Consider the following 20,261-nt stretch of genomic DNA (forward strand, 5'->3'; position numbering starts at 1 on the left):
TCAGATTGTTGTCAATGGAGTAGATTGGAGAGCGTGCAGGCGACTGCGCCGTCTCGGTATGCGGAAGTCTCCGTTGCGGTCACTTGAGCGCGGGAATCACCTCGGAGCCGACCCGCTCGATCATGGTCAGCAGTTCGTTCTTCGGGATGCCGCCCATGTCCAGGTACAGCACTATTGAATCGACACCGAGTAGTTCCGACAACCAGCCGATCTTGTCGACGACCTCGGCCGGGCTGCCGCCCACTGCCGATCCGCCCGGGCCGATGAGAGCGTCGAAGTCGAATCCCGTGAGGAATGCGGGCTTCGCCCCGGTGGAGTGAATGGCCTTCCGGGACCAGTCATGGTAGGCGGTGTAGCGCGGCGCCCACAGCTTGCGCGCCTCTTGGCTCGTCGCCGCGACGGTCGCGTGCACGGTCGCACCGATTCGGCAGGGCTGTTCGTGGCCCGCGGCCTTCCAGCTCTCCCGGTAGTGCTGGGCCGCCGGCTCGAACATCGACGCCGGCTGAAAGGTCGTCACCGGAAGCATCAGCGGCAGGCCGAGCGCCGCACAGAGCTCAGCCGATGACGTCGACAGCCCTCCCCCGATCCAGACGGGTGGGCGGGGTCGCTGCAGAGGCACAGGCTCGATCTTCTGGTCACGAATGGCGGGCCTGAACTTGCCTTCCCAGTTCACGACCGGGTTCGTCCAGATATCGAGTAGGAGCCGGAGATTCTCCTCGAATCGTTCCTGAGACTCCTCGATCGGCTGCCCGAACAGCTCATAGACCGACGGGAAGATGTTGCCACGCCCGCCGACGATCTCCACGCGTCCGTTGCTGAGGACGTCCAGGGTCCCGTAGTCCTCGGCGACACGGACAGGGTCGAGATTCGCCAGCAGCGTCACCCCGGTGCCGAGCCGCAGGCGCTTGGTGCGCTGGGAGATGGCCGACAGGATCACCGGCGGACACGAGTACACGTATTCGAGCGCGTGATGTTCACCGATATAGATCGCGCGCAGGCCTGCCTCTTCCGCGGCAACGGCCTGATCGACCGCGAGCTGGTGCTTCTCTGCGGCGGTCATGCGCTCCCCGGTTACCGGGTCTGTCACGAGATCGCCCAGGGAAAGGATGCTGACATCCATGGAGACTCCTCTTTCGTGATTCTTGACGATTTGTCAGCGAGGGCGAACGACAACGATCCCTCGGCCGGCACTCAGGATTGCTGGGCCAGCTGGTCCTGTTGCGACTTCTCGCCGGCGACGAGTGAGTCGACGTCGACCTCGAGCACCGCGAAAGGCGCTGTGAAGCGATACTGGTGCGTCCGGTCGTCTTCGGTGAATTCCCGGGTCAAGGTGCAGTACTCGAGGGACACGTTGTTCACGGGATCGAAGAAGTAGATCGACTTCGCCCAGTCGTGGTCGATCACCGGGCTCACCTTGACCCCTCGCGCGTCCAGCCGCTTACGGGTCTCCTCGAGCTCTTCCATGGAGCCGGCCTCGAAGGCCAGATGATAGAACCCGTTGGGCACACCGAGTCCTTGGTTGATCCCCGCGTCGAAGGCCGGGATCTGAGCCACGCCGTTGGGCTCGAGGAACGACAGGAGTTCGCCGTTGCCGGTGTCCATGAACAAATGACGCATGAAACCGCCTTCGGCGATGTCGAAGCGATCGTAACGCACGGTCTCGAAGCCGAGTGCCTTCTCGTAGAATTCCTTGGTCGCGTCCATATCCAGCGTCGCCAGACCGATGTGGTTGTAGCCACCGCTTTTCATCACGGCTCTCCCTTAGTTGTTTTCGTGAATTCCGCAAACTGGAAACCGTCGATGTCACGGCTCGATGAATTACGGCGGCGGTCACCGGCGCGGAGAATTCCACTCGGTAGCGTCCTGCCGACCGCGCCTTGTACCCATCGGGCCGCGGTGATGAGCTTGCCGAGGTCTGTACCGGTCTCGATCCCGGAGTCCGCACAGAGGTACGCCAGCTCTTCCGTCGCTATATTGCCGGTGGCGCCTCGAGCGAACGGGCAGCCGCCGAGGCCGCCGATGGACGCGTCGATATCGACGATTCCCAGCTGCAGGGCCGCCAGCACACCGGCCAGTCCGGCTCCTCGGGTGTTGTGCATGTGCAGCCCTAGCGGAACACCAGGATTCTGCGCACGTACCGCGGATACGAGTGATGCCACACGGCCAGGAGCGGCAGTGCCGATGGTGTCGCCGAGACACAACCTGTCCGCGCCTTGCTCCACTGCGCGCCGGGAGACGGCCACGGTGCGTGCCCTGGGCGTTGGGCCGTCAAAAGGACAGTCCCATGCCGTCGCGATGATCACCTCGCAGGTGCCCCCGGCGTCATGGGCCAGCTCGACGATCTCGCGGACCTGTTCCAGTGCCGCCGCCGTGGAGCATCGGACGTTGGCCATGCTGTGCCCGTCTGCGGCCGACACGACGTACTCGAGATCACGGATGCCCGCGTCCACGGCACGCCTGGCTCCACCAACACCGGCAACCAGCGCGGAGAAGCTGACGCCGGGCCAGTTGTGCAGTTCCGCGGCCACTTCCGCGGCATCGGTCAAGGCGGGAACCGCGCGCGGTGAGACGAAAGCTGTTGCCTCGATGCGCCGCAAGCCGGCGTCGGCCAGGTTCGCGAGCAGCTCCAGCTTGGCGTCGGTGGAGATCGGTTTTTCGATCTGGAGTCCGTCACGAGGCCCTACCTCGCGCAGGTTGATCGCGGCCGGGAGTGTCAGGCCGGTCATCAGATCACCCCATCCTGTGCCCACCGTCGCAGCTGTTCCGCGTCGACACCGAGCAACCCGCCGTAGACAGCTGCGTTGTCAACGCCCGGTCGTGCGGGCCCGGCCCATCGCACTCTCCCCGCGGTCCGCGAGAATTTGGGCACGATCCCGGGCCCGCGCACGATCTCGCCGAGTCGTTCGTCTTTGTGATCGACGATCATTTCCCGTGCTGCGAAATGCGGATCGGCGACGATCTCGTCCACTGTGTACACCGGGCCGGCGACGACACCGGCTTCGCCGAGGATCTTCAGCACGTCGCCTGCCTGCCGCTCGGCCACCCAGGATGCGACGATCGTGTCGATTTCGTTCTGGTGCTGCCCACGCGCGTTGTGGTCGCGGAACCGGTCATCGTCGATGAGTTCCGACCGGTTCATCGCCCTGCACAGCCGAGCGAAGACGGTGTCCTGGTTGGCCGCGACGATCAGCCACCTGTCATCACGCGATCGATAGAGGTTGGACGGCGCGATGCCCTCCAGCCGGGTACCGGATGGCCGCCGGATGTAGCCGGTCTTGTCGTATTCGGGGATGGCCGACTCGAGCATTGCCATGCATGCCTCGGCAAGCGAGACGTCGACGACCTGGCCCCGGCCGGTCACAGCGCGCCGATGAAGCGCCGCCAGCACGCCCTGCACCGCGAACAGGCCCCCGAGCGAATCCCCCAGGGAGATACCCATGCGCGGCGGGGCCTCGCCGGGATACCCGTTGATCGCACGCAACCCGCCCATCGCCTCGGCGACGGCGGCGTACCCGGGGCGCTCACGGTAGGGTCCCGTCTGCCCGAAGCCCGAGATGCGCGCGAGAATCAGCCCGGGGTTGGCCGCTGACAGCCGCTCGTAGCCGAGATCCCAGCGCTCCAGCGTGCCGGGCCGGAAGTTCTCGATGACGATGTCGGCCTGCCCGGCGAGGTCAGCCAGCAGGTTCTGCCCGGCCACCGACCGAAGATCCAGCGTGATGCACCGCTTGTTTCGGGCGTGGACGGTCCACCAGAGCTTGTGCCCGTGGTAGGCACGCTGACCCCAGTCCCGGAGCGGGTCCGGCCGGCGAGGGTCTTCGACCTTGATCACGTCCGCTCCGTAGTCGGCCAGCAGCCGTCCGGCGAAGGGACCCGCGACTACCGTCCCGAGTTCGATGACCCGCAGCCCGTCGAGCGGGCCGTTCACGGCTTCGTCCACCTGGTGGGCCGGTTCCGGCGCACCGTGCGAGGTTGCTGACGTTTTCATCGCGTCGGGTACCGTTCGCGCAACCACTCCAGCACTGCTTCCGATGCCGCGGCCTTGCCTTTGCTGCCGACCCCGAAGTGATCGCCGTCGATGTGCAGGAGTTCCTTGTCCGACGCGGCGGACAGGGCATAGACCTCTTCGACATCCTGGGGAAAGATCGCGTTGTCGGCCGAGTAGTTGAGCAGGTAGGTCGGCACCGTGATCTTCGGGACAGTGCCGGCGAGGGCGGCCCTTGAAGACAAACCGGACCAGGTGGAGAGCCATCCCTCCGGGGTCATGCAGTGGGCGAAGTATCCGGGCCGATAGTTCTGCAGGTCCGGGCGCGGTCCCTGAAGTGAACCGACAATCCGATGGGATGGATTGATGGTGAGGTCCAGACTCGCCGGGTTCGCGTCGGTGCGGGCGATCATGAGGTAGCGCCCGGCAACGCCGCGGCGCTCGATGGCAATTCGCTGCTCCGGCGGCAACCGGTCGAACCACTCGTGTTCCCGCAGGCCGGTGAAGTGCCGGTTCTCGGCGATCTGCTGGTGGGCGAGGGCGTCGAGCCTGGCAACTCTGTTCCGCTGCGCGGTTCGGTATGCGGACAACCAGTCCTTGCTGTACCGGCTTTCTTCCGGCGGCCGCCGGAACCCGTTCGCGGGGTTGTACATGTCCAGGTCCGCGTCGCACGAGAGCGGGTCGTTCTCGTCGGTCACCGACGGGTCGATGACGTTCATCAGGAATTTGCCCTCGCCGAGATGAGCGGCCAGCAGCAATAGACCGTCCGCTTCCGGCAGGTCGAACGCGTTGAGGTCATACGGTGTCCCGCCGGGAGTGTGTGTCGGCCTGTCCGGAGGAGCGGTTTGCGCGGTGGCTTGGTAGAAGCTGAACAGGCTTCCCCCGCCACTGTTGCCGAGTAGCACCAGTTTCTCGTAGCCCTCCGCCCGGAGGAGATGCACACCGGCCGCGATGTCGGCGAGGATCGCCTCGTGAAGGCAGTCTTCGTCGTTGTTGAAGTAGCGGCTCTGTGCTGCGAGCACTGCGTATCCCGCGTCCAGGAGGGCGGGAATGAGGTAGTGCGAACTGACGTCGGCACGCGGGTGCATGACGAATACGGCTGTCCGCTCGCCACCGACGCTGTACAGGATCGCCCTCGCATGTCCGCCGTCCTGGGCGACCAACCGCACGACCCGCTGTTGCGCATCGGTGCGCAAGATCGCCGCATCCTGGCCGAAAGGACTCTGTGAGGATGCGACTTCGAGATCGCCTCGGTATTCGACGAAGCCATCGAGGAACCCGACGTTGTTCGCCGGTACATAGCGAGGAAGTACTGGAACAGACACAGGCTTTCATTGCTCCTAATCTGCTGTGACGCCTTGTGCGGCAAAGTTCAGAATTTGGTCGGCTCCGTGACCAGTCCCTCCCGAATCGCCCACAATGCGGCTTGCACCCGTGAGCCCACACCCAGCTTGCCGATCACGTGACTGACGTGAGTGCGGGCCGTTCGCTCGCTGATCACCAGCTTGCGAGCGATCTCCTGATTGGAACGCCCTTGCGCGACGAGAACGACGACCTCTCGTTCCCTGCTCGTCAGGTCGACGCTGGGGCTACGCCAGCCCATCGAGCGGGCCAGCACTCCGGCGACGGAAGGAGTGATGTGCAGTTCTCCGCGATACGCCGCGCGAACCGCCGCGATGATTTCGCGGGCGTCGGCGTTCTTGAGCAGATATCCCGATGCGCCGGCTTCGAGAGCCGCATGTACCCGTTCGGCCTCAGCGAAGCTCGTCAATGCTACGAGACGAACCCGGGGAAACCGTTCGCGAATCGCGGCGATGGCACTGAGCCCATCCAGCCCTGGCATCATCAGGTCCATCAGGACGATGTCCGGCAGGCTGTTGCGGGCGGCGAGCAGCGCGAGCTCCCGCACGGCCGCCGCGCCCGACTCGGCCTCTCCGGCCAGGGCGATGTCCGGCTGGGTCTGCAGGAGAGCGGCCAGCCCCCGCAGCACCACCTGGTGGTCATCGACCAGGAAAACCCGGATCGTGCCGCTTATGGCGCTGTCAGTCATCACGCCACCTCCCAAATCTCCGATGACCAGGACCAGTCAGGGAGCGCGCCCGGGAGCCTCGCGCGGACCGCGGTCCCCGAACCGCCGGCAGAACTCACCACGGCGAACGTGCCTCCGTGTGCGGCGACTCGTTCCGCCATGGTTGTCAAACCGAACTGCCGCCGGCCCACGGTGTGCTGGTCGAACCCGATTCCGTCGTCAACTATGTCCAAGATCAACACCGACGGGTCGTCCTCACCGCGACTCAGGCGAACTCGCACAGACGTCGCCTTTGCGTGCTTGACAACGTTGTGCAGCGCCTCACCGGCCATTCGGAACAGATCTTCTTCGAGATGCTCGTCGAGGCCGTCGGGTTCCACCCGGCACTCGACCTGGATGTCAAGGCCGGTCCCGGCCGACACCTCCGCCGCCTGCTTGCGCAGCGCGGTCGTCAACCCGTCCGCGCGGAGTGCGGCCGGTCGCCGGTGCATGATCAACGTGCGCATTTCCTGCAAGGCACTCTGTGCGAGAGTGCGCACCTCGCCGAGCTCCGCACGAACGTCGGCGCAAGGATCCTCACTGATCATGAACTCCGCTGCCTGCGCGTGCAGGGACAGCGAGAACAAGGCCTGCGTCACAGAATCGTGCATGTCGCGCGCCAGCCGGTATCGCTCTTCGCGGGCCGCCTGGTTCTGCAACCTGGCGAGCAGACGGGCATTGTCGACCGAGGCGGCGGCGTGGTCCGCCATGGCGGTGAGGAACCGGATGTCGTCGGGGGTGGGCGAAGAGCCGGCCGCGTGAAACCCCGCGAGCGCCCCGATCGTGTGGTCCCGGACGATCAGCGGGACCGCTACGTAGGTGTCCCAGTCTTCGGACTCGACGATGTCGTGCATCGGCGCGAACATCGGGTCGTTCAGGATCTCCTGCCGGTGCCCGAAACTGGTCCATCCGGTCTCGTAAGCCCGGCGCGTCAGCAACGACACGCCGTTACGCCGGCACTGTTCGCTCCGCTGGATGTAGTCACCCGGCAGACCTGATTTTCCGGCATAGGTGGCCGCGTGGGTGTGCTCGTCGAACAGGACGACGGCACAGGTCGCCATTCCGGTGGCAGCGCGCACCTCGTCCGCCAGAGTGTCGAGCACCGCACCGAGACGCCGCTCGCCGGCGATCGACGCGGCCGTTCGCACGAACGCCGCCAGCTTGCGCTCCTGACGCCGCGTCTGTTCAAGGCTTCGGAACCGCACCGTGTACATCAGCTCGCCACGAAGGCTGACCGCATGGCCGGAGTACTCCATCTCCCGCGTGCCGGATGTGCTCGGCAGTCCGTCTTGGACGACGGACCAGCTCTCTCCGTCGAGGACACCGAGATCGAACGCGGACGGCGTTCCGAGCAACTCCACGAGAATCGCGTCGAACAGCCGGCAGCCGGCAGGGTTGACGAAGCGATACCGGCCGTCCTGGGAAAGGACGGCCAGCCCTTCCGCTGACTCCGCCACCAGGCAGGCGAGAACGTCGCTACCTGTCTCGGGTCCCACGTCCCGGTATGCCCCGAACTTCTCGAACGTGTGCACCATTGCACCTCCTGAAAGGCAAGCTCGCGAGCGCTCGATGACGACCGCCCCACCGGCCGGCACCATCCCGCCTATAAAGTTGGTAGCTAACAACATACTATCACCTCCCTGCCTTGACAATGGCGCCATCGGGCCACCGTGCTGAAACATCGCCCTGGTCAGGGGTCGTGACGAGTCGGCAGAGGTCTATCCGGCCGCGTCGACGACAGTCAGCTCATGCCCCAGGCGGTCACGCTTGGTGCGCAGGTAGCGGACGTTGTGGGCCGACTGGATACTGGGCAACGCCACCCGCCGGACGACATCGACGCCATACCCGTCGAGCCCGCGGTGCTTCTCGGGGTTGTTGGTGATCAGCCGGATCCGCCGGACGCCGAGGTCACGAAGGATATGAGCGGCGGTTCCGTAGGTCCGCGCGTCGACCGGCAACCCGAGTGCCGTATTCGCGTCGACGGTGTCCAATCCGTCGTCTTGGAGGGCGTAGGCCTGGATTTTCCGGCAGAGACCGATTCCCCGGCCTTCGTGCCCGCGCAGGTAGACCAGGACGCCACACCCCTCAGCCGCTATCGCCTGCAGGGACTGTTCGAGTTGCGTTCCGCAATCGCAGCGGAGTGATCCCAGTATGTCCCCGGTGAGGCACTCGCTGTGCACGCGGACCAACACGCCTTCCTCCCGTCGCCCGGCGGCGGCCACGTCGCCGAGCACCATCGCAAGATGCTCGCTGCCGTCCACCTCCGAGCGGTAGGCAGTCGCTCGGAAGCTGCCGAACTCCGTCGGCATGTCCGCCTCCGCGGCGGCCGTGACCAGCTGTTCGTTCGCGTACCGGTAGGACACCAGGTCGGCGATCGCCAGCAGCGGAATCGCGTGCTCGGCGGCGAACCGGTCCAGCTGATCACCGCGGGCCATCGAGCCGTCGGCGGCCACCATTTCGCCGATCACGGCGACCTCCTGGAGCCCGGCCAACCGCAGGAGGTCCACCGACGCCTCCGTGTGACCGGCCCGGACGAGGACACCGCCTTCCCGCGCCCGCAGTGGAAAGACGTGGCCGGGGCGGCGCAGTTCGTGCGCTCCGGTGCCCTGGTCGGCCAATGCCCGGATCGTGCGGCGGCGGTTCGCGGCCGATACGCCCGTTCCGGCCGACACGTGATCGACCGTGACGGTGAAGGCCGTGCAGTGAGTGTCCGTGTTCTCACTGTCGGGAACCATCGGCGGGAGCCGGAGCTCGGCCGCGCGCCGCTCGCTCATCGGTGCGCAGAGGATTCCTGTCGTGTGCGCGACCATGAACGCCACTTGTTCCTCGGTCACCAGCGACGCCGCGGCCACCAGGTCGCCCTCGTTCTCGCGTTCGGCAGCGTCGACGACGAGGATCATTCCACCGGCGGCCAGGTGCGAAACCGCTCTCCGCACCCGTCCGGCGATCGCTGCCGTGCTGCCCATCAGGCCACCTCCAGCGCGGCGTGGGTGCCGAACCGTCGTTCGTGGTAAGTCAGCGGGGCACCGGTGCCAGTCTCCGCCTCGATGACCGCACCCAGCGCCACCAGATGGTCTCCGCCGGGCACGAGTTCAGTGACCTGGCAGACCAGCCACCCCGGCGCACCAGTGAGACGCGGAACCCCGCCGGCGAGGCACCATTCGGCGTCGTCGAACTTGTCCTCGCCCTTGCGCGCGAAATTCTGCGCCAGATCGGCCTGGTGCCTGCCGAGGACGTTCACGCCGAACCTCCGGGTGGCTCGCACCAGGCGCAACAGATCCGAGTTCAAGGCGAGAGCGACCAGTACCATCGGCGGCTCCAGCGACAACGACGCGAACGCGCTCACTGTCGTTCCGTGCGGCCGTTGCCCGTCCATTGCGGTAATAACGGAGACCGGCGTACAGACCGTCGCCATTACCGCACGGAAGGTGTCGAGCCGCACCAGCTCGGTCGTGCCCGGCGCCCCATCCAGCGAATTGTGCTGATCCATCGAGCACCTCCTCCATGGAAATTCGATTGCTACTTCCGGTCAATCCTTGCGGCTAGCTCGGCTCACTGGCCGGCTTCACGTGCGACGAGACACCCCAGGAATGGAGAACGGGCAGGACCTCTTCCGCGAACAGTCGCATGCTGCGGTTCGCCAATTCGTACGGCATGCCGGTGAACGAGAAATGGCAGATCAGGGTGGAGATATCGAGCGTTGCCCGCAACCAGTCCACCTTCTCGAGAACCTGGTCAGGCGTGCCCCACATCATCTGATCGACGAAATTGCGGATCACCTGGTCCACATCCGAATTAGCCGCGTCACTCATTCCCTTGTAGTGGTTGTAGCCGGCGACTTGATCAAATTTCGTCTGCCTGATCTCGTAATGATCGAGGACAGAGTTCCAGTACTCGCCGATGTGTTTCGTCGCGATGTCAGCTGCCCGCTTCGGGTCCTTGTCCACGTAGGTGAACGCGGCCGCCAACGGCCGCGGTCTCGGATCAGTCGGCCGTTCAGCCGACCAAGCGTCCTCGAACCGCTTCAGGTCGGCACTGACCTCACCCCAGGACTTCGACGGGATGACAAGCATTCCCGCCCCGTGCTTCACCGCCAGCGGTACCGTCTCCGGTGAGATCCCGGCGATGAACGTGCGCCCATGGAAGCTTTCGAACGGCGTCGGCCGCAGGGCGCGGCGGGGCACTTTCGACCAGTCTCCATCGCTCTCGAAGTAGCCCGTCTCCAGGCTGCTGAGAATATTTTCGGCGTGCTCGTTGAAGATCGGCCGCGACTTTTCCATCGGCACCCGGAAGCCCTCGAACTCCACCCGCCCGAGACCACGTCCGATGCCCAGAATCATCCGGCCACCGGAGAGATTTTCCAGGACGGAGATCTCCTCCGCCACGCGTAGGGGATCATGCCAGGGAATGACCACGACCATGGTGCCGAGACGAATTCGCTTCGTCCGGCCGGCCATATAGGTCAGGAACTGCAACGGCGAGGGAATCATCTCGTAGTCGGTGAAATGGTGTTCGGTGGTCCAGATCGAGTCGAAGCCCAAGGGCTCCGCGAGGTCGGCGAGAGCGAGCTCGTTGTGATAGACCTCGTAATCCGATCGCGTGAAGCCGATGCGCTGGAATACGGGAGAGACGCCTACTTTCATGATTTCCTTTCCGTGCTTGCGCGGACAGCGACATGCCGGTTCCAGCAGTGCCCGCACGGCCCGGCGGACGCGGGTGTCGGGATCCGCGGCAAGGACGGCCTCGGCGGATGAGCTGATCCCGGTCATGTCGCACCTCCCACCGGCTACGCATCACTGAGTTCCTTCGATCACTGCCGAGTCAAGCTCCATCCGTCACCAAGCGACAGCGACCCCGGCCCCGTCTGCCTACGACAAATGTCGCGCCGCACGCTCCCGGACCGGCGCGCTCTCGGCAAAGGGCCGTCGCCCGCAGAAGTCCCAGCAAAAGATCATGTTTTCGCAGGTAAACAACACTTGTCAAAAAGTTTGTGGTTAGCTACCTTTCAATCGGTCATCTCACCAATGGATGTTGAGACCCGAAAGGTGCCCCCATGATGCTTGCGAGCTTCCATCACCAGCCGGCCAACGGATGCCGATCATGAGCGCCGTCCAGGATGCCGCTGACACGACCTCGGTCGCACAGAAGCCGGTCAGCCGCACCAGAGCCCTCATCGCGTCCTCCTTCGGCAACACGATCGAGACTCTCGATTTCGCCGTGTACGGCCTCGTCGCAGTGAACATCGGCGCAACCTTCTTCCCGGCAACCGACCAAACCGCCCAGCTGCTGACCACCTTCGCTGTGGTCGCCATGACCTACTTCGTGCGGCCGCTGGGGGCCGTGATCTTCGGTTCACTGGCCGACCGGATCGGCCGCAAGCGTGTCATGGTCATCGTCCTGCTGATGATGTCCGCGGCGACCATGCTGGTCGGGGTACTTCCTGGCTACGCCGCGATCGGGATCGCCGCTCCCGTGCTACTCATCGCCTTGCGCGCACTCCAGAGCCTGAGTTCGGGCGGCGAGTTCGGGAGCATCTCCAGTTACATGCTCGAACAGTCGTCTCCCCGTCGGCGTGGCCTGACCACGAGCTGGGTGATGTCCACTTCGGTACTCGGATTCTTGCTGGGGCTCATCATCATCGCCGTGCTGCACGCGGTGCTGACCCCCGCCAGCATGAACAGCTGGGGCTGGCGTCTGCCGTTCCTGATCGCAGGCCCGCTGGGCGTCATCGGACTGTACATCCGGTCCAAATTGGACGAGACCCAGGAGTTCAAGGAGCTGCAAGCTCGCGGGCGCGTCGCCAAAGCTCCCCTGGTCGAAGTGCTGAAGTATTGGCGCGACCTGCTACGAACGACCGGCATCGCGGCCCTGATCGCCTCCTCGTTTTACATGATGATCGCGTTCATGCTCACCTACGTCGGTACCACGGCGCAGCTCGGCGCAGGTACTGCGCTCGCCTCGACACTGATCGGGGGAACGGTGGCGATGGTCACGACACCGTTCATGGGCTTGCTGTCCGACACCGTCGGCCGGAAATGGATCCTCGTCGGCGCGAGCGCAAGCCTTCTCGTACTGGCGGTACCGCTCTTCGCACTGATCAGGTCAAGCGCCGCGGGCGCCATGCTCGGACAGGCCGTGTTCGGGCTGCTGGTCGGCTGCCTGATATCGGCGGCAATCGCCGCGATGACCGAAGTGTTTCCCACCCATGTCCGGGCGACGGCGTCCTCGGTGAGCTACATGCTCGGCACAGCGGTGTTCGGCGGGACTGCTCCGCTGATCGCCACCTACCTCGTGAAAACCACCGGCAGCACCCTTTCGCCTGCCTACTACCTGATGGGGACAGCTCTGATCGGGCTGGTGGCGAGCCTGACCTATCCGCGGCGGCAGCACCTGGCGGACCGGGAACGTTTCGCTCCAGCGCGTGCCGCCGGATAACCGGCGTCCAACCCGCAATCCGAACGAGGTGGCATGTTCAAGGTCGTATTCTTTCTCTGGCGCCGGGCGGACTTCTCCCGCGCGCAGTTCATCGACTACTACGAGAACTCACACGCCAACCTCACCAAGCATGACGGCACGGACGAACTCCTCGTACCGAAGGCGCTGGACTACCGACGGAACTTCCCGATCTGGCGCACCGAACAGCATCCCGTCTTCGACGGCCCGCATTTCGACGTGATGACCGAGATGTGGTTCAACCGTCAATCCGAGTTCGAAGAGCAGCTGAAAACGGTCACGACCTCGCCTGGAAAGGAACGAATCTCTGCCGATGAGGCGAAGTTTCTCGACCGTGCCCGGCAAGCGCTGTTCATCGTGACCGAGTGCGCAACCGAAATCAGCCACGCGGATGACCCCCTGACCAAAATCGTCCGTTTCGGGCAACGTCAGCCACAGGTGAGCCGGCAGCAGTTCGGTAAACGCTACGAGCGGGCCGCGCGGGATTTCAGCCGGCAGATCTCCGGCTTGGTAGAGCATCGCCGCAGCTATCCGATGTTCGAGCATCCGTTGAGCTTCCAAGGAGGACACCACAACCAGACCGCCCCCGACGACACGGCCTTTCCCCTCGACCTCGTCGAGGAGTTCTGGTTGCGTAAAGGTGCCGATATCTCCGCTATGAACACAACCGTGCAAAACGCGAGCGAAGGTCTCCTCGACCAGCCGCGCAGCCCGATCGTGCCGGTCGAGGAATTCCGATCGCCGTGGGGCCGCCCAGCGGCACCGGGCTGGGCTCACCGGTTGCGGTAGGCCGCCTCGATCTGCTCGGACAGATTGCCCAGCTCACTGACAATGTCATATCGCTCGGGATCGAGCATCCAGAAATAGGCCGAGCCTCGCATCGCACTCGCGATCAGGTTCGCGGCCGCATGCGGATCAGTTCCCGGCCGGACCTGGCCGGCCTTCAGCCCGGCAATCATCAACTCGGCTACCCCTGCGCGAAGTTCCTCGTTGATATCAGCAATGTGAGCACGCAGTTCCGGCACCGGTTTCAATGCTTCGAACATCAAGGCCCAGAAACCACGGAGCCCGGACGGTGAGTGTTCTGCCTCGTGCTGGATCGTGCGCAGTATTTTCTGCACGGCTTCGACGCCGACCAGCTCCCCGGTGGAGTTCATCAGTCGATGCGTTCCGTACCTCGCCGTCATGCGATCGATCAGCGCGTTCAGCAGGTTGGCCTTGTTGCCGAACCGCCGCGTCACCAGTCCATGGCTGTAGCCGGCCCGCTTGCCGATCTCCACCAGCGTGGTGCGTTCGTAGCCACGCTCGGCGATCAGCGCGGCCGACGCTTCCAGCAGCCGCAAGGTCGAGAGGTTCGACCGCCTGGTTTGGCCATTCTCAACGACCGGCGCGTCGGTCTCTGACGTAGCCATCCTGCCCCCAGCACTCCAAAAAGGTTTGTTGTCGACTACTCACCTTCTCACACTGGGGCTGTCGGCGCATCCACCTCGGCCGTGGCGTCGAGCCGGTCGCGCAGGAACCGGGCCCCGTTGCGCAGAGCCGCCCTGGCCTCGGGCACGCGAGCGGCGAAGAACGGCAGAATGTGCACCATCTCGGGCCAGACGTCCAAGTCCACGGAGACACCGGCGTCTCGCAGGCGACGCGCCAGACGGAGGGCGTCGTCCAGCAGCACCTCGGCGGTACCGGCCTGGATGTGGACCGGAGGAAGCCCCCACAGGTCGCCGAACAACGGCGACGCAAGAGGATCCTCCGGATCATGCCCCGCGAGATATCGGTGCGCGTACGAGCGGCTGCTCTCCGGTCCGACGAGCGGGTCGAGTGCGGCCTGGGTCTTGATCGAGCTGCCGCTGTGGGTGAGGTCGGTCAGCGGTGAGAACGTGACCACACCCGCCGGAAGAGGCTCCCCGGCGTCACGCAGCGCCACCACGAGCGAGACAGCCAGACCGCCTCCGGCCGAATCGCCGGCTACCGCGATGCGCGATGCGGGCATGCTGTCCCGCAACCATCGATACGCGGCCATTGCATCGTCGAGGGCTGCGGGGAAGGGATGCTCCGGCGCCAGCCGGTACCCCAGCGTGAGTACCGATACTTCGGCCTCGGTGGCAATGCGGGCCGACAAGTCGCGATAGGAAGCGATAGAGCCGATACCGAAGCCACCGCCATGCAGGTACAGCACAGCCGCGTCTGGGATCCCTTGCTCAGCGGTCGCCCACTCCGCCGGCACCCCACCGGCGTCGACAGCCCTCGTGCGCACCGGCGGCGGATCGGCGATGGCCGCCGCGAAGCGCTCGAACCCCGCTCGCAGCTGCTCGATCGGCGTGATGGCCGCGTTGAACTGCCGCTCACGAAGGAACTCCATCAGCTTCTCGAACTCGGGACTGGGTTTCAACATCAGCTCACGAGCCCCATCAACTCCGCGCGCCGTACCACGGTCCCGAACATCCTCGCGGTCGCGGCGTCGACGAAAGTTCCGTCAAGCGAGACCGCACCGGTGCCGTCAGCCTCCGCCGCCCGCATCGCCTCCACCACCCGGCACGCATGTGCGACCTCGTCTGCCGTCGGCGCGAACACGTCGTTCGCGATCGCGATCTGGCTCGGATGGATCGCCCACTTACCGGCCGCGCCCAGTTCGGCCGCCCACCGCGCCTGTTCGGTGTAGCCCTGCGGGTTGTCGATACCACCGTAGGGCCCGTCGATCGCATCGAGCCCGTTGGCCCGCGCCGCGACAACGAGGCTCGCCCGCGCGAAGTGCCACACATCGGCCGGATAGCCGGGAGCGGTGCCGAGGCTGGCGTTCGGCATGCCCTGACTCGCGGCGAGGTCGCCCACGCCGAGGATCAGCGCTTCCAGACGCGGGCTGCTGGCCGCGATCTCGTTGATTCTCACGACTGCCTCAACCTCTTCGATGAGGACTTCGAGGCCTATCCTGCCGACGGGCAGCCCCAGCTTCATTTCGAGCTGGGTGAGCAAGTCGTCGACGAACCAGACGTCGCGGGCGGCCTTCACCTTCGGGACGAAGATGACATCGATGCTGGCCCCGGCCGCGCTCACCACTTCGACCATATCGTCGAGGAACCACTGAGAGTCGACCGAGTTCACGCGTATCGCGCGGGTCTTGCGCCCCCAGTCCAGTCCGCGCAACGCGGCCACGGCGCCACGGCGTGCCTCGGCCTTGGCATTCGGGGCGACGGCGTCCTCGAGGTCGAGAAACACCAGGTCGGCATCGCTGGCGGCGGCCTTCGTCAGCATCTTCTCACTGGTCGCGGGGGTCGCCAGCTCAGAGCGGCGGGCGCGGGGCGGACGGTGCGGCATTTGCGACTCCTCAATCGTTCGACGGCCCGGTTTCAGCGAATTCGCCAATGGGCACGTCGTTTGACCAATACGGTGCGTTCGCATTCGAAGACAACGCGGTGATCAGCGGTCGCACCCCAATGTTTGAAGTGCACGATTCCCGCGTCAGGGCGGGCGGCAGGTGATTTGCCGAGCACCTCGGTGTAGGCGTACAACGTGTCGCCGTGAAACACCCCGGCACGGAACCGCACATGGCTCAGACCGACTTCCGCGAGTGCATTCTCCGCGGTGTCCTGACTCGCCAGTCCTATCGTCAAGGACCCGGTGATCATGCCGAACACCAGACGGCTGCTCCCCCATTCCGAATCGGCCATCACGTGCTCGTTCCAGTGCTCCTGAGCAGTGTTCATGACGAGTTTGGTGAGCAACTGGTTCTCCACCTCACCAACGGTCGCCCCACGCGCGTGCCGCCAGCGAGCACCCACCATGAAGTTCTCGAACCACGTGTCGTCACCGGTACGAGCGGAAATCGGCCCTGGGCTCACTGCATCAGCGGATGCCGTCATCGCTGCCGGACCTTCCCCAGCATTCGATCGCTCACGATCAGCTGCTGAATCTGGCTGGTGCCCTCGAAGATCGTGGTCAGCCGGGCATCACGCCAGTAACGCTCGACCTGGTGCTCAGTGGTGTAGCCGTTTCCGCCGTGCAACTGGATCGCCTGCCCGGTAACCTCGACCGCCATTTCGGTGGCCGCGAGCTTGACCATGGCGGCCTCTTGCTCACACGGCACACCCGCGTCCATCAGCTCGGCGACCTGCCGGTAGTACGCCCGCGCCTGATCGACCCTGGCGGCCATCTCCGCGAGCATGAACCGCAAGGACTGGAACTCGCCCACGGGCCGGCCGAACTGGCGCCGCTGTTGCAGGTACACAGCGCTGTCTTCGACAGCGGCGCGGGCAAGCCCGACCGCACGCGCCGCAGTCTGCACCCGCGCCATGTTCAGCCCCGTCTCCAGCGCCCGAAATCCTTCCCCACGAGCCACTGGCATTCCGAATGCCTCGACCTGCGCCGACAGCGGAACACGAACCTCGTCGAAGGTCAGGTCGTAGGTGGTCATCCCGAAGTAGCCGATCTTGTCGATGACCTGACCGGTCACCCCGGGCGAAAGCTCGCCTGGCCGCTTCTCGACCAGCAGGGTTCGCAAAGCCGCCCGACCCGTCTCGGCTCCGGGTTCCTGAACCCGGCAAAGCACCACGATGAAGTCCGAAGCGACCGCGTTGCCACACCATCGCTTGTGCCCTGAAATCACGAACTCGTCGCCGTCACGCACAGCGGTCGTGGTGACCGACCCCAAGTCGGAACCGGCGTCCGGTTCGGAGAACGCCGCCGCGCCGATCCAGTCACCACGAGCACTTCGACGAAGCAACTCCTCCCGGCGGCCGGGGTCGGCGACGCCGGTACCCAATCCCTGAGCCCGAGCGATGATGCTCGCGGAACTGAGCCAGGCCCGAGCCAGCTCCTCGGAAATCATGCAGTACTCGAAGACGCCCAAGCCGAGCCCGCCGTACTCCTCGGGCACCATGATCCCGAAGTAGCCGAGTTCGCCCATCTCGGCCATGAGCTCGCCTGGGATGTCGGCTCGCTGAGAATCCAGCTCATTGGCAGCGGGCAGCATTCGGGTCGTGACGAACTCCCGGGCCTGCGCAAGCAAAGTTGCTCGCTGCTGGGTGTGCCAGGGCGGCGGCAATTCGGGTTGACGTGGCTGGCGAATGGTAGCGCTCGTCACCGGCTCGAATCCTTTGCAATGAGGTTCTTCCGGATATAGTGCAAGACCCGGGCACCGTTCTGGTTAATTGCCTCGGTTCGCCAGGTGACAATTCCCGCTTTCGGTCGGCTGCGGGATTCACGGGAATCCAGCACTGTCGATCGGACAGTCAGGGTGTCCCCCGGAAAGACCGGCTTCTCGAACACGCAGTCGTCGATTGCGACGAACGGACCACCGGACTCACTGAGATCTTCGACCGACAACCCGATGACCGTGCAGAGCACCAGCATCGAATTGACAACGACGTCCTCGTGCCCGTGTGCCCGAGCGAACTCCGCGTTCAGGTGCATCGGGTTCCAGTTGCACGTCACCGTGCTGAAGACGGCATTGTCGCCATCGGTGATGGTGCGGCCCCAATGATGGTCGAAGACCTCCCCGACCGCGAACTTCTCCAACCAGGCACCCCGGCGACGAACCGGAAAGTCCGCGAGTACGGGTTCGGCCACTGTTGCAGCGCCGTCTGTACCGCTCATCTCCGGATCCAGCCGTCGCGCCAGGTGTCAGTCATACCGCTTCCCTCCTCAACAGTGAGGCCGCTGCCGTCGCCGAAGCGGGCCGGACGATCGGCACTTCGGCGAGTGTGTCGGAGCAATAGTTGGTAGTCAACCACAAATGCATTTACCGAGACATATGTAGCGCTCACGGCCGCCGCATTGCCGGATCGTGTATGAGGAGGAGGTGTCAGTGTCAGGCTTCAGTGCCAAGCAAGGAAAGCGACGGCCTGCTGGCCAAACGAGTCGCGGGTCAACGTTGGCCTCGCACCTACGGAAGGCTTAATCGTATGAGCACCGAGCAGGAAACCAACAAAGCCGTGGTCACCCACTGCAGCAAGACGTTCACCGAAGGGGGCGACCGGGCCGTCACCCGCAAGTCCTACCGGGGCGCCTTCCAGGGCCTGCCGCCGACCGGGCGGACCGTCGAGTTCGGCGTCATCGACCTCATCCGGCTCGAGGACGGCCGCTATGTCGAGCACTGGGCCGTCGCGGACATGGCCGGGCCGCGCGCCCAGCTCGAAGGGAAGTGACGTGGTCGCCTTCATCGACGCCCAGACGATCGTCACCGCCGCGCTGGCGCACGCGCGCGCCGCGAACATGCCGTCGATGACCGTCGCGGTCCTCGACGCCGGCGGCGCGCTCGTCGCCTTCGCCAGGGAAGACCGGTCGTCGCTCCTGCGCGAGAAGATCGCGCGCGGCAAGGCTGCCGGCGCGCTGAACCTGGGTGTGGGCAGCCGTTCCCTGGCCCGGCGCGCCGAGTCGCACCCCCATTTCGTCGGAGCGTTGACCGCGCTCGCCGAAGGGAACCTCGTGCCGGTCGCCGGCGGGGTACTGGTCCGCGACGCCGAGGGTGGGATCATCGGCGCTGTCGGGGTCAGCGGGCACCTGCCCGACGCCGACGAGGCGTGCGCGGTCGCCGGGATCGAGGCAGCCGGGCTGTCCGCGGACCCCGGCGAGTAGGCGGTGCCCGCCATCAGCGGCGTCCATCACGTCACGTTCGTCGTCGGCGCCCTCGACGCCGGAATCTCCTGGTTCACGCGGATCCTCTGCGCCCGGCACGTCCCGCGCTTCGACCACGACGCCTCGGGCGCACTCTTCGGCGTGATCCTGGAGCTCCCCGGTTTCCTCGGCAGCGCGCCCGCCGGTGGCTTCGGCACGGTCCCGTTCCAGTAGCGGGAGGTGGATCACTAGCTGAACGCGCCATAACGGAAACGATCGGTTGCGTTACGCCATCCCAACGGCTACCGTCGACACTAAGCGAAACCGATCGTTTCTTTTTGGAGTGAAGATGGCGCGGAACCGCCTGCTGAGCATGGTCGACGAGCACGTCGTGCCCATCGGGATGCAGTGCTTCACCGGGAACCACACGCTCATCGAGGTGCTCGGCTCGACCGGGTTCGACTACGTCTGGCTCGACAGCGAGCACAGCGCCCTCGATCCGCGCGCGCTCGAAGACACGATGCGCACCTGCGAGGTCGCCGGCCTGGTCCCGCTGGTCCGAATCCCCGACCCGGCCGACACTACATCGGCCCGGCGAGCCCTGGAGGCGGGCGCCGCGGGCATCGTGGTGCCGATGGTGCGCTCCGCCGCCGACGTGCGCGGGATGATCAACGCGCTGACCTTCCCGCCCCGCGGCACCCGCGGCCTCTGCCCCGCGCTGCGTGTGCCGGGCTACACCGTCGCCGGCTTCGACGACTACCTGCGCGAGAGCGACTCCGGGCTACTGGTGATCCCGATGATCGAAACCGTCGAGGCCCTTGCCGAGATCGACGAGATCTGCGCGCTGGACCAGGTCGAGATGCTGGTCTTCGCGGCCGGGGAACTCGCCTTCGCCCTCGGTGAAGGGCCCGGCATGCACAGCAGCCCCAAGGTGCGGGAAGCCCAGCGCGCGGTGTACGCCGCGGCGAAGCGGCACGGCGTGGCGCTGATCGGCGGTCCGATCCTCGATCCGTCACCGGAAAGCTGTTCCGCCGCGCTGGAAAGCGGGATCTCGGTGCTGTGCGTCGGGCTCGACGTCCTCGCCTTCCGGCGGCTGTGCGAGACGACGGTCGCCGCCGCGGACGCGGGGGTCGCGGCCACCGCCGGGTACACGCGTCCGCCGGCTCCGGCGAGCGGCTTCCCCTCATCCTTCTGAACCACCGAAAGGAT

General features: G+C 65.4%; 22 protein-coding genes. 6 read left to right on the top strand and 16 right to left on the bottom strand.

Translation table 11 applies throughout. From position 1 onward, the window contains the following. Positions 1 to 79 precede the first annotated feature (79 nt). From VGP60_RS13010 to VGP60_RS13055, 10 genes are all read right to left on the bottom strand, one after another. Positions 80 to 1,120: an LLM class flavin-dependent oxidoreductase gene (locus VGP60_RS13010; protein ID WP_327548218.1), complete on the bottom strand. Its 1,041-nt coding sequence runs from the start codon at positions 1,118 to 1,120 to the stop codon at positions 80 to 82. 71 nt (positions 1,121 to 1,191) lie between these two features. Further along, complete coding sequence (locus VGP60_RS13015; protein ID WP_327548219.1) at positions 1,192 to 1,749, bottom strand: VOC family protein; 558 nt, start codon at positions 1,747 to 1,749, stop codon at positions 1,192 to 1,194. Next, positions 1,749 to 2,726 carry a hydroxymethylglutaryl-CoA lyase gene (locus VGP60_RS13020; RefSeq protein WP_327548220.1) on the bottom strand — a complete coding sequence of 326 codons (978 nt, stop codon included), beginning with the start codon at positions 2,724 to 2,726 and terminating at the stop codon, positions 1,749 to 1,751. The genes VGP60_RS13015 and VGP60_RS13020 overlap by 1 nt, the downstream gene beginning before the upstream one ends. Next, positions 2,726 to 3,985 carry a CoA transferase gene (locus VGP60_RS13025; RefSeq protein ID WP_327548221.1) on the bottom strand — a complete coding sequence of 420 codons (1,260 nt, stop codon included), beginning with the start codon at positions 3,983 to 3,985 and terminating at the stop codon, positions 2,726 to 2,728. Before VGP60_RS13025 ends, VGP60_RS13020 begins: the two co-directional genes overlap by 1 nt. Then, positions 3,982 to 5,178 carry an alpha/beta hydrolase gene (locus tag VGP60_RS13030; RefSeq protein ID WP_327548222.1) on the bottom strand — a complete coding sequence of 399 codons (1,197 nt, stop codon included), beginning with the start codon at positions 5,176 to 5,178 and terminating at the stop codon, positions 3,982 to 3,984. The genes VGP60_RS13025 and VGP60_RS13030 overlap by 4 nt, the downstream gene beginning before the upstream one ends. A 176-nt stretch (positions 5,179 to 5,354) precedes the next feature. Then, positions 5,355 to 6,032, bottom strand: coding sequence for a response regulator transcription factor (locus VGP60_RS13035; RefSeq protein ID WP_327548223.1), 678 nt, complete (start codon positions 6,030 to 6,032; stop codon positions 5,355 to 5,357). Further along, positions 6,032 to 7,711 (bottom strand): histidine kinase, encoded by a 1,680-nt coding sequence (locus tag VGP60_RS13040; protein WP_327548224.1) that lies wholly within the window; start codon positions 7,709 to 7,711, stop codon positions 6,032 to 6,034. Before VGP60_RS13040 ends, VGP60_RS13035 begins: the two co-directional genes overlap by 1 nt. A gap of 57 nt (positions 7,712 to 7,768) precedes the next feature. Then, positions 7,769 to 9,016, bottom strand: coding sequence for a bifunctional 3,4-dihydroxy-2-butanone-4-phosphate synthase/GTP cyclohydrolase II (locus tag VGP60_RS13045; RefSeq protein ID WP_327548225.1), 1,248 nt, complete (start codon positions 9,014 to 9,016; stop codon positions 7,769 to 7,771). Next, the gene (locus tag VGP60_RS13050; protein WP_327548226.1) at positions 9,016 to 9,540 is read right to left on the bottom strand and encodes a flavin reductase family protein; all 525 of its coding nucleotides are present in this window, start codon (positions 9,538 to 9,540) and stop codon (positions 9,016 to 9,018) included. Before VGP60_RS13050 ends, VGP60_RS13045 begins: the two co-directional genes overlap by 1 nt. Before the next feature lie 52 nt (positions 9,541 to 9,592). Continuing rightward, on the bottom strand, positions 9,593 to 10,819 hold the full coding sequence (locus VGP60_RS13055) for an LLM class flavin-dependent oxidoreductase (protein ID WP_327548227.1): 1,227 nt from the start codon (positions 10,817 to 10,819) through the stop codon (positions 9,593 to 9,595). Between the two features lie 331 nt (positions 10,820 to 11,150). Here VGP60_RS13055 and VGP60_RS13060 point away from each other — a divergent pair, with 331 nt between their 5' ends. Together VGP60_RS13060 and VGP60_RS13065 are read left to right on the top strand one after the other, a co-directional pair. Then, positions 11,151 to 12,485: an MFS transporter gene (locus VGP60_RS13060; protein WP_327548228.1), complete on the top strand. Its 1,335-nt coding sequence runs from the start codon at positions 11,151 to 11,153 to the stop codon at positions 12,483 to 12,485. A 33-nt stretch (positions 12,486 to 12,518) separates the two neighbouring features. Further along, entirely contained in the window at positions 12,519 to 13,292 is a 774-nt protein-coding gene (locus tag VGP60_RS13065) for an EthD domain-containing protein (RefSeq protein ID WP_327548229.1), read from the top strand. On the opposite strand, the gene VGP60_RS13070 is transcribed toward VGP60_RS13065, so the two are convergent. The 6 genes from VGP60_RS13070 to VGP60_RS13095 all read right to left on the bottom strand — a co-directional run bounded on the left by VGP60_RS13070 (position 13,277) and on the right by VGP60_RS13095 (position 18,092). Further along, positions 13,277 to 13,846 (bottom strand): helix-turn-helix domain-containing protein, encoded by a 570-nt coding sequence (locus tag VGP60_RS13070; RefSeq protein WP_327548230.1) that lies wholly within the window; start codon positions 13,844 to 13,846, stop codon positions 13,277 to 13,279. The two genes, VGP60_RS13065 and VGP60_RS13070, sit on opposite strands and share 16 nt — an antisense overlap. A 116-nt stretch (positions 13,847 to 13,962) precedes the next feature. Continuing rightward, positions 13,963 to 14,895 carry an alpha/beta hydrolase gene (locus VGP60_RS13075; protein ID WP_327548231.1) on the bottom strand — a complete coding sequence of 311 codons (933 nt, stop codon included), beginning with the start codon at positions 14,893 to 14,895 and terminating at the stop codon, positions 13,963 to 13,965. Then, positions 14,895 to 15,815 carry a CoA ester lyase gene (locus VGP60_RS13080; protein WP_327548282.1) on the bottom strand — a complete coding sequence of 307 codons (921 nt, stop codon included), beginning with the start codon at positions 15,813 to 15,815 and terminating at the stop codon, positions 14,895 to 14,897. Before VGP60_RS13080 ends, VGP60_RS13075 begins: the two co-directional genes overlap by 1 nt. A gap of 32 nt (positions 15,816 to 15,847) precedes the next feature. Further along, a complete protein-coding gene (locus VGP60_RS13085; RefSeq protein ID WP_327548232.1) occupies positions 15,848 to 16,360 on the bottom strand; it encodes a MaoC family dehydratase in 513 nt (170 codons plus the stop codon). Continuing rightward, complete coding sequence (locus tag VGP60_RS13090; protein WP_327548233.1) at positions 16,357 to 17,580, bottom strand: acyl-CoA dehydrogenase family protein; 1,224 nt, start codon at positions 17,578 to 17,580, stop codon at positions 16,357 to 16,359. The genes VGP60_RS13085 and VGP60_RS13090 overlap by 4 nt, the downstream gene beginning before the upstream one ends. Beyond that, positions 17,577 to 18,092, bottom strand: a complete 516-nt coding sequence (locus VGP60_RS13095; protein ID WP_327548234.1) for a MaoC family dehydratase — start codon at positions 18,090 to 18,092, stop codon at positions 17,577 to 17,579. Before VGP60_RS13095 ends, VGP60_RS13090 begins: the two co-directional genes overlap by 4 nt. A 308-nt stretch (positions 18,093 to 18,400) precedes the next feature. Between VGP60_RS13095 and VGP60_RS13100 the strand changes: the two genes are divergently transcribed. From VGP60_RS13100 to VGP60_RS13115, 4 genes are all read left to right on the top strand, one after another. Next, positions 18,401 to 18,643 carry an ester cyclase gene (locus tag VGP60_RS13100; RefSeq protein ID WP_327548235.1) on the top strand — a complete coding sequence of 81 codons (243 nt, stop codon included), beginning with the start codon at positions 18,401 to 18,403 and terminating at the stop codon, positions 18,641 to 18,643. 1 nt (position 18,644) lies between these two features. Continuing rightward, positions 18,645 to 19,073, top strand: a complete 429-nt coding sequence (locus VGP60_RS13105; RefSeq protein WP_327548236.1) for a GlcG/HbpS family heme-binding protein — start codon at positions 18,645 to 18,647, stop codon at positions 19,071 to 19,073. A 3-nt stretch (positions 19,074 to 19,076) separates the two neighbouring features. After that, on the top strand, positions 19,077 to 19,286 hold the full coding sequence (locus VGP60_RS13110; protein ID WP_327548237.1) for a hypothetical protein: 210 nt from the start codon (positions 19,077 to 19,079) through the stop codon (positions 19,284 to 19,286). 115 nt (positions 19,287 to 19,401) lie between these two features. Beyond that, positions 19,402 to 20,247, top strand: a complete 846-nt coding sequence (locus VGP60_RS13115; protein WP_327548238.1) for an HpcH/HpaI aldolase family protein — start codon at positions 19,402 to 19,404, stop codon at positions 20,245 to 20,247. Positions 20,248 to 20,261: the final 14 nt, after the last annotated feature.

This window comes from Amycolatopsis sp. (assembly GCF_036008905.1).
Lineage (GTDB): Bacteria > Actinomycetota > Actinomycetes > Mycobacteriales > Pseudonocardiaceae > Amycolatopsis.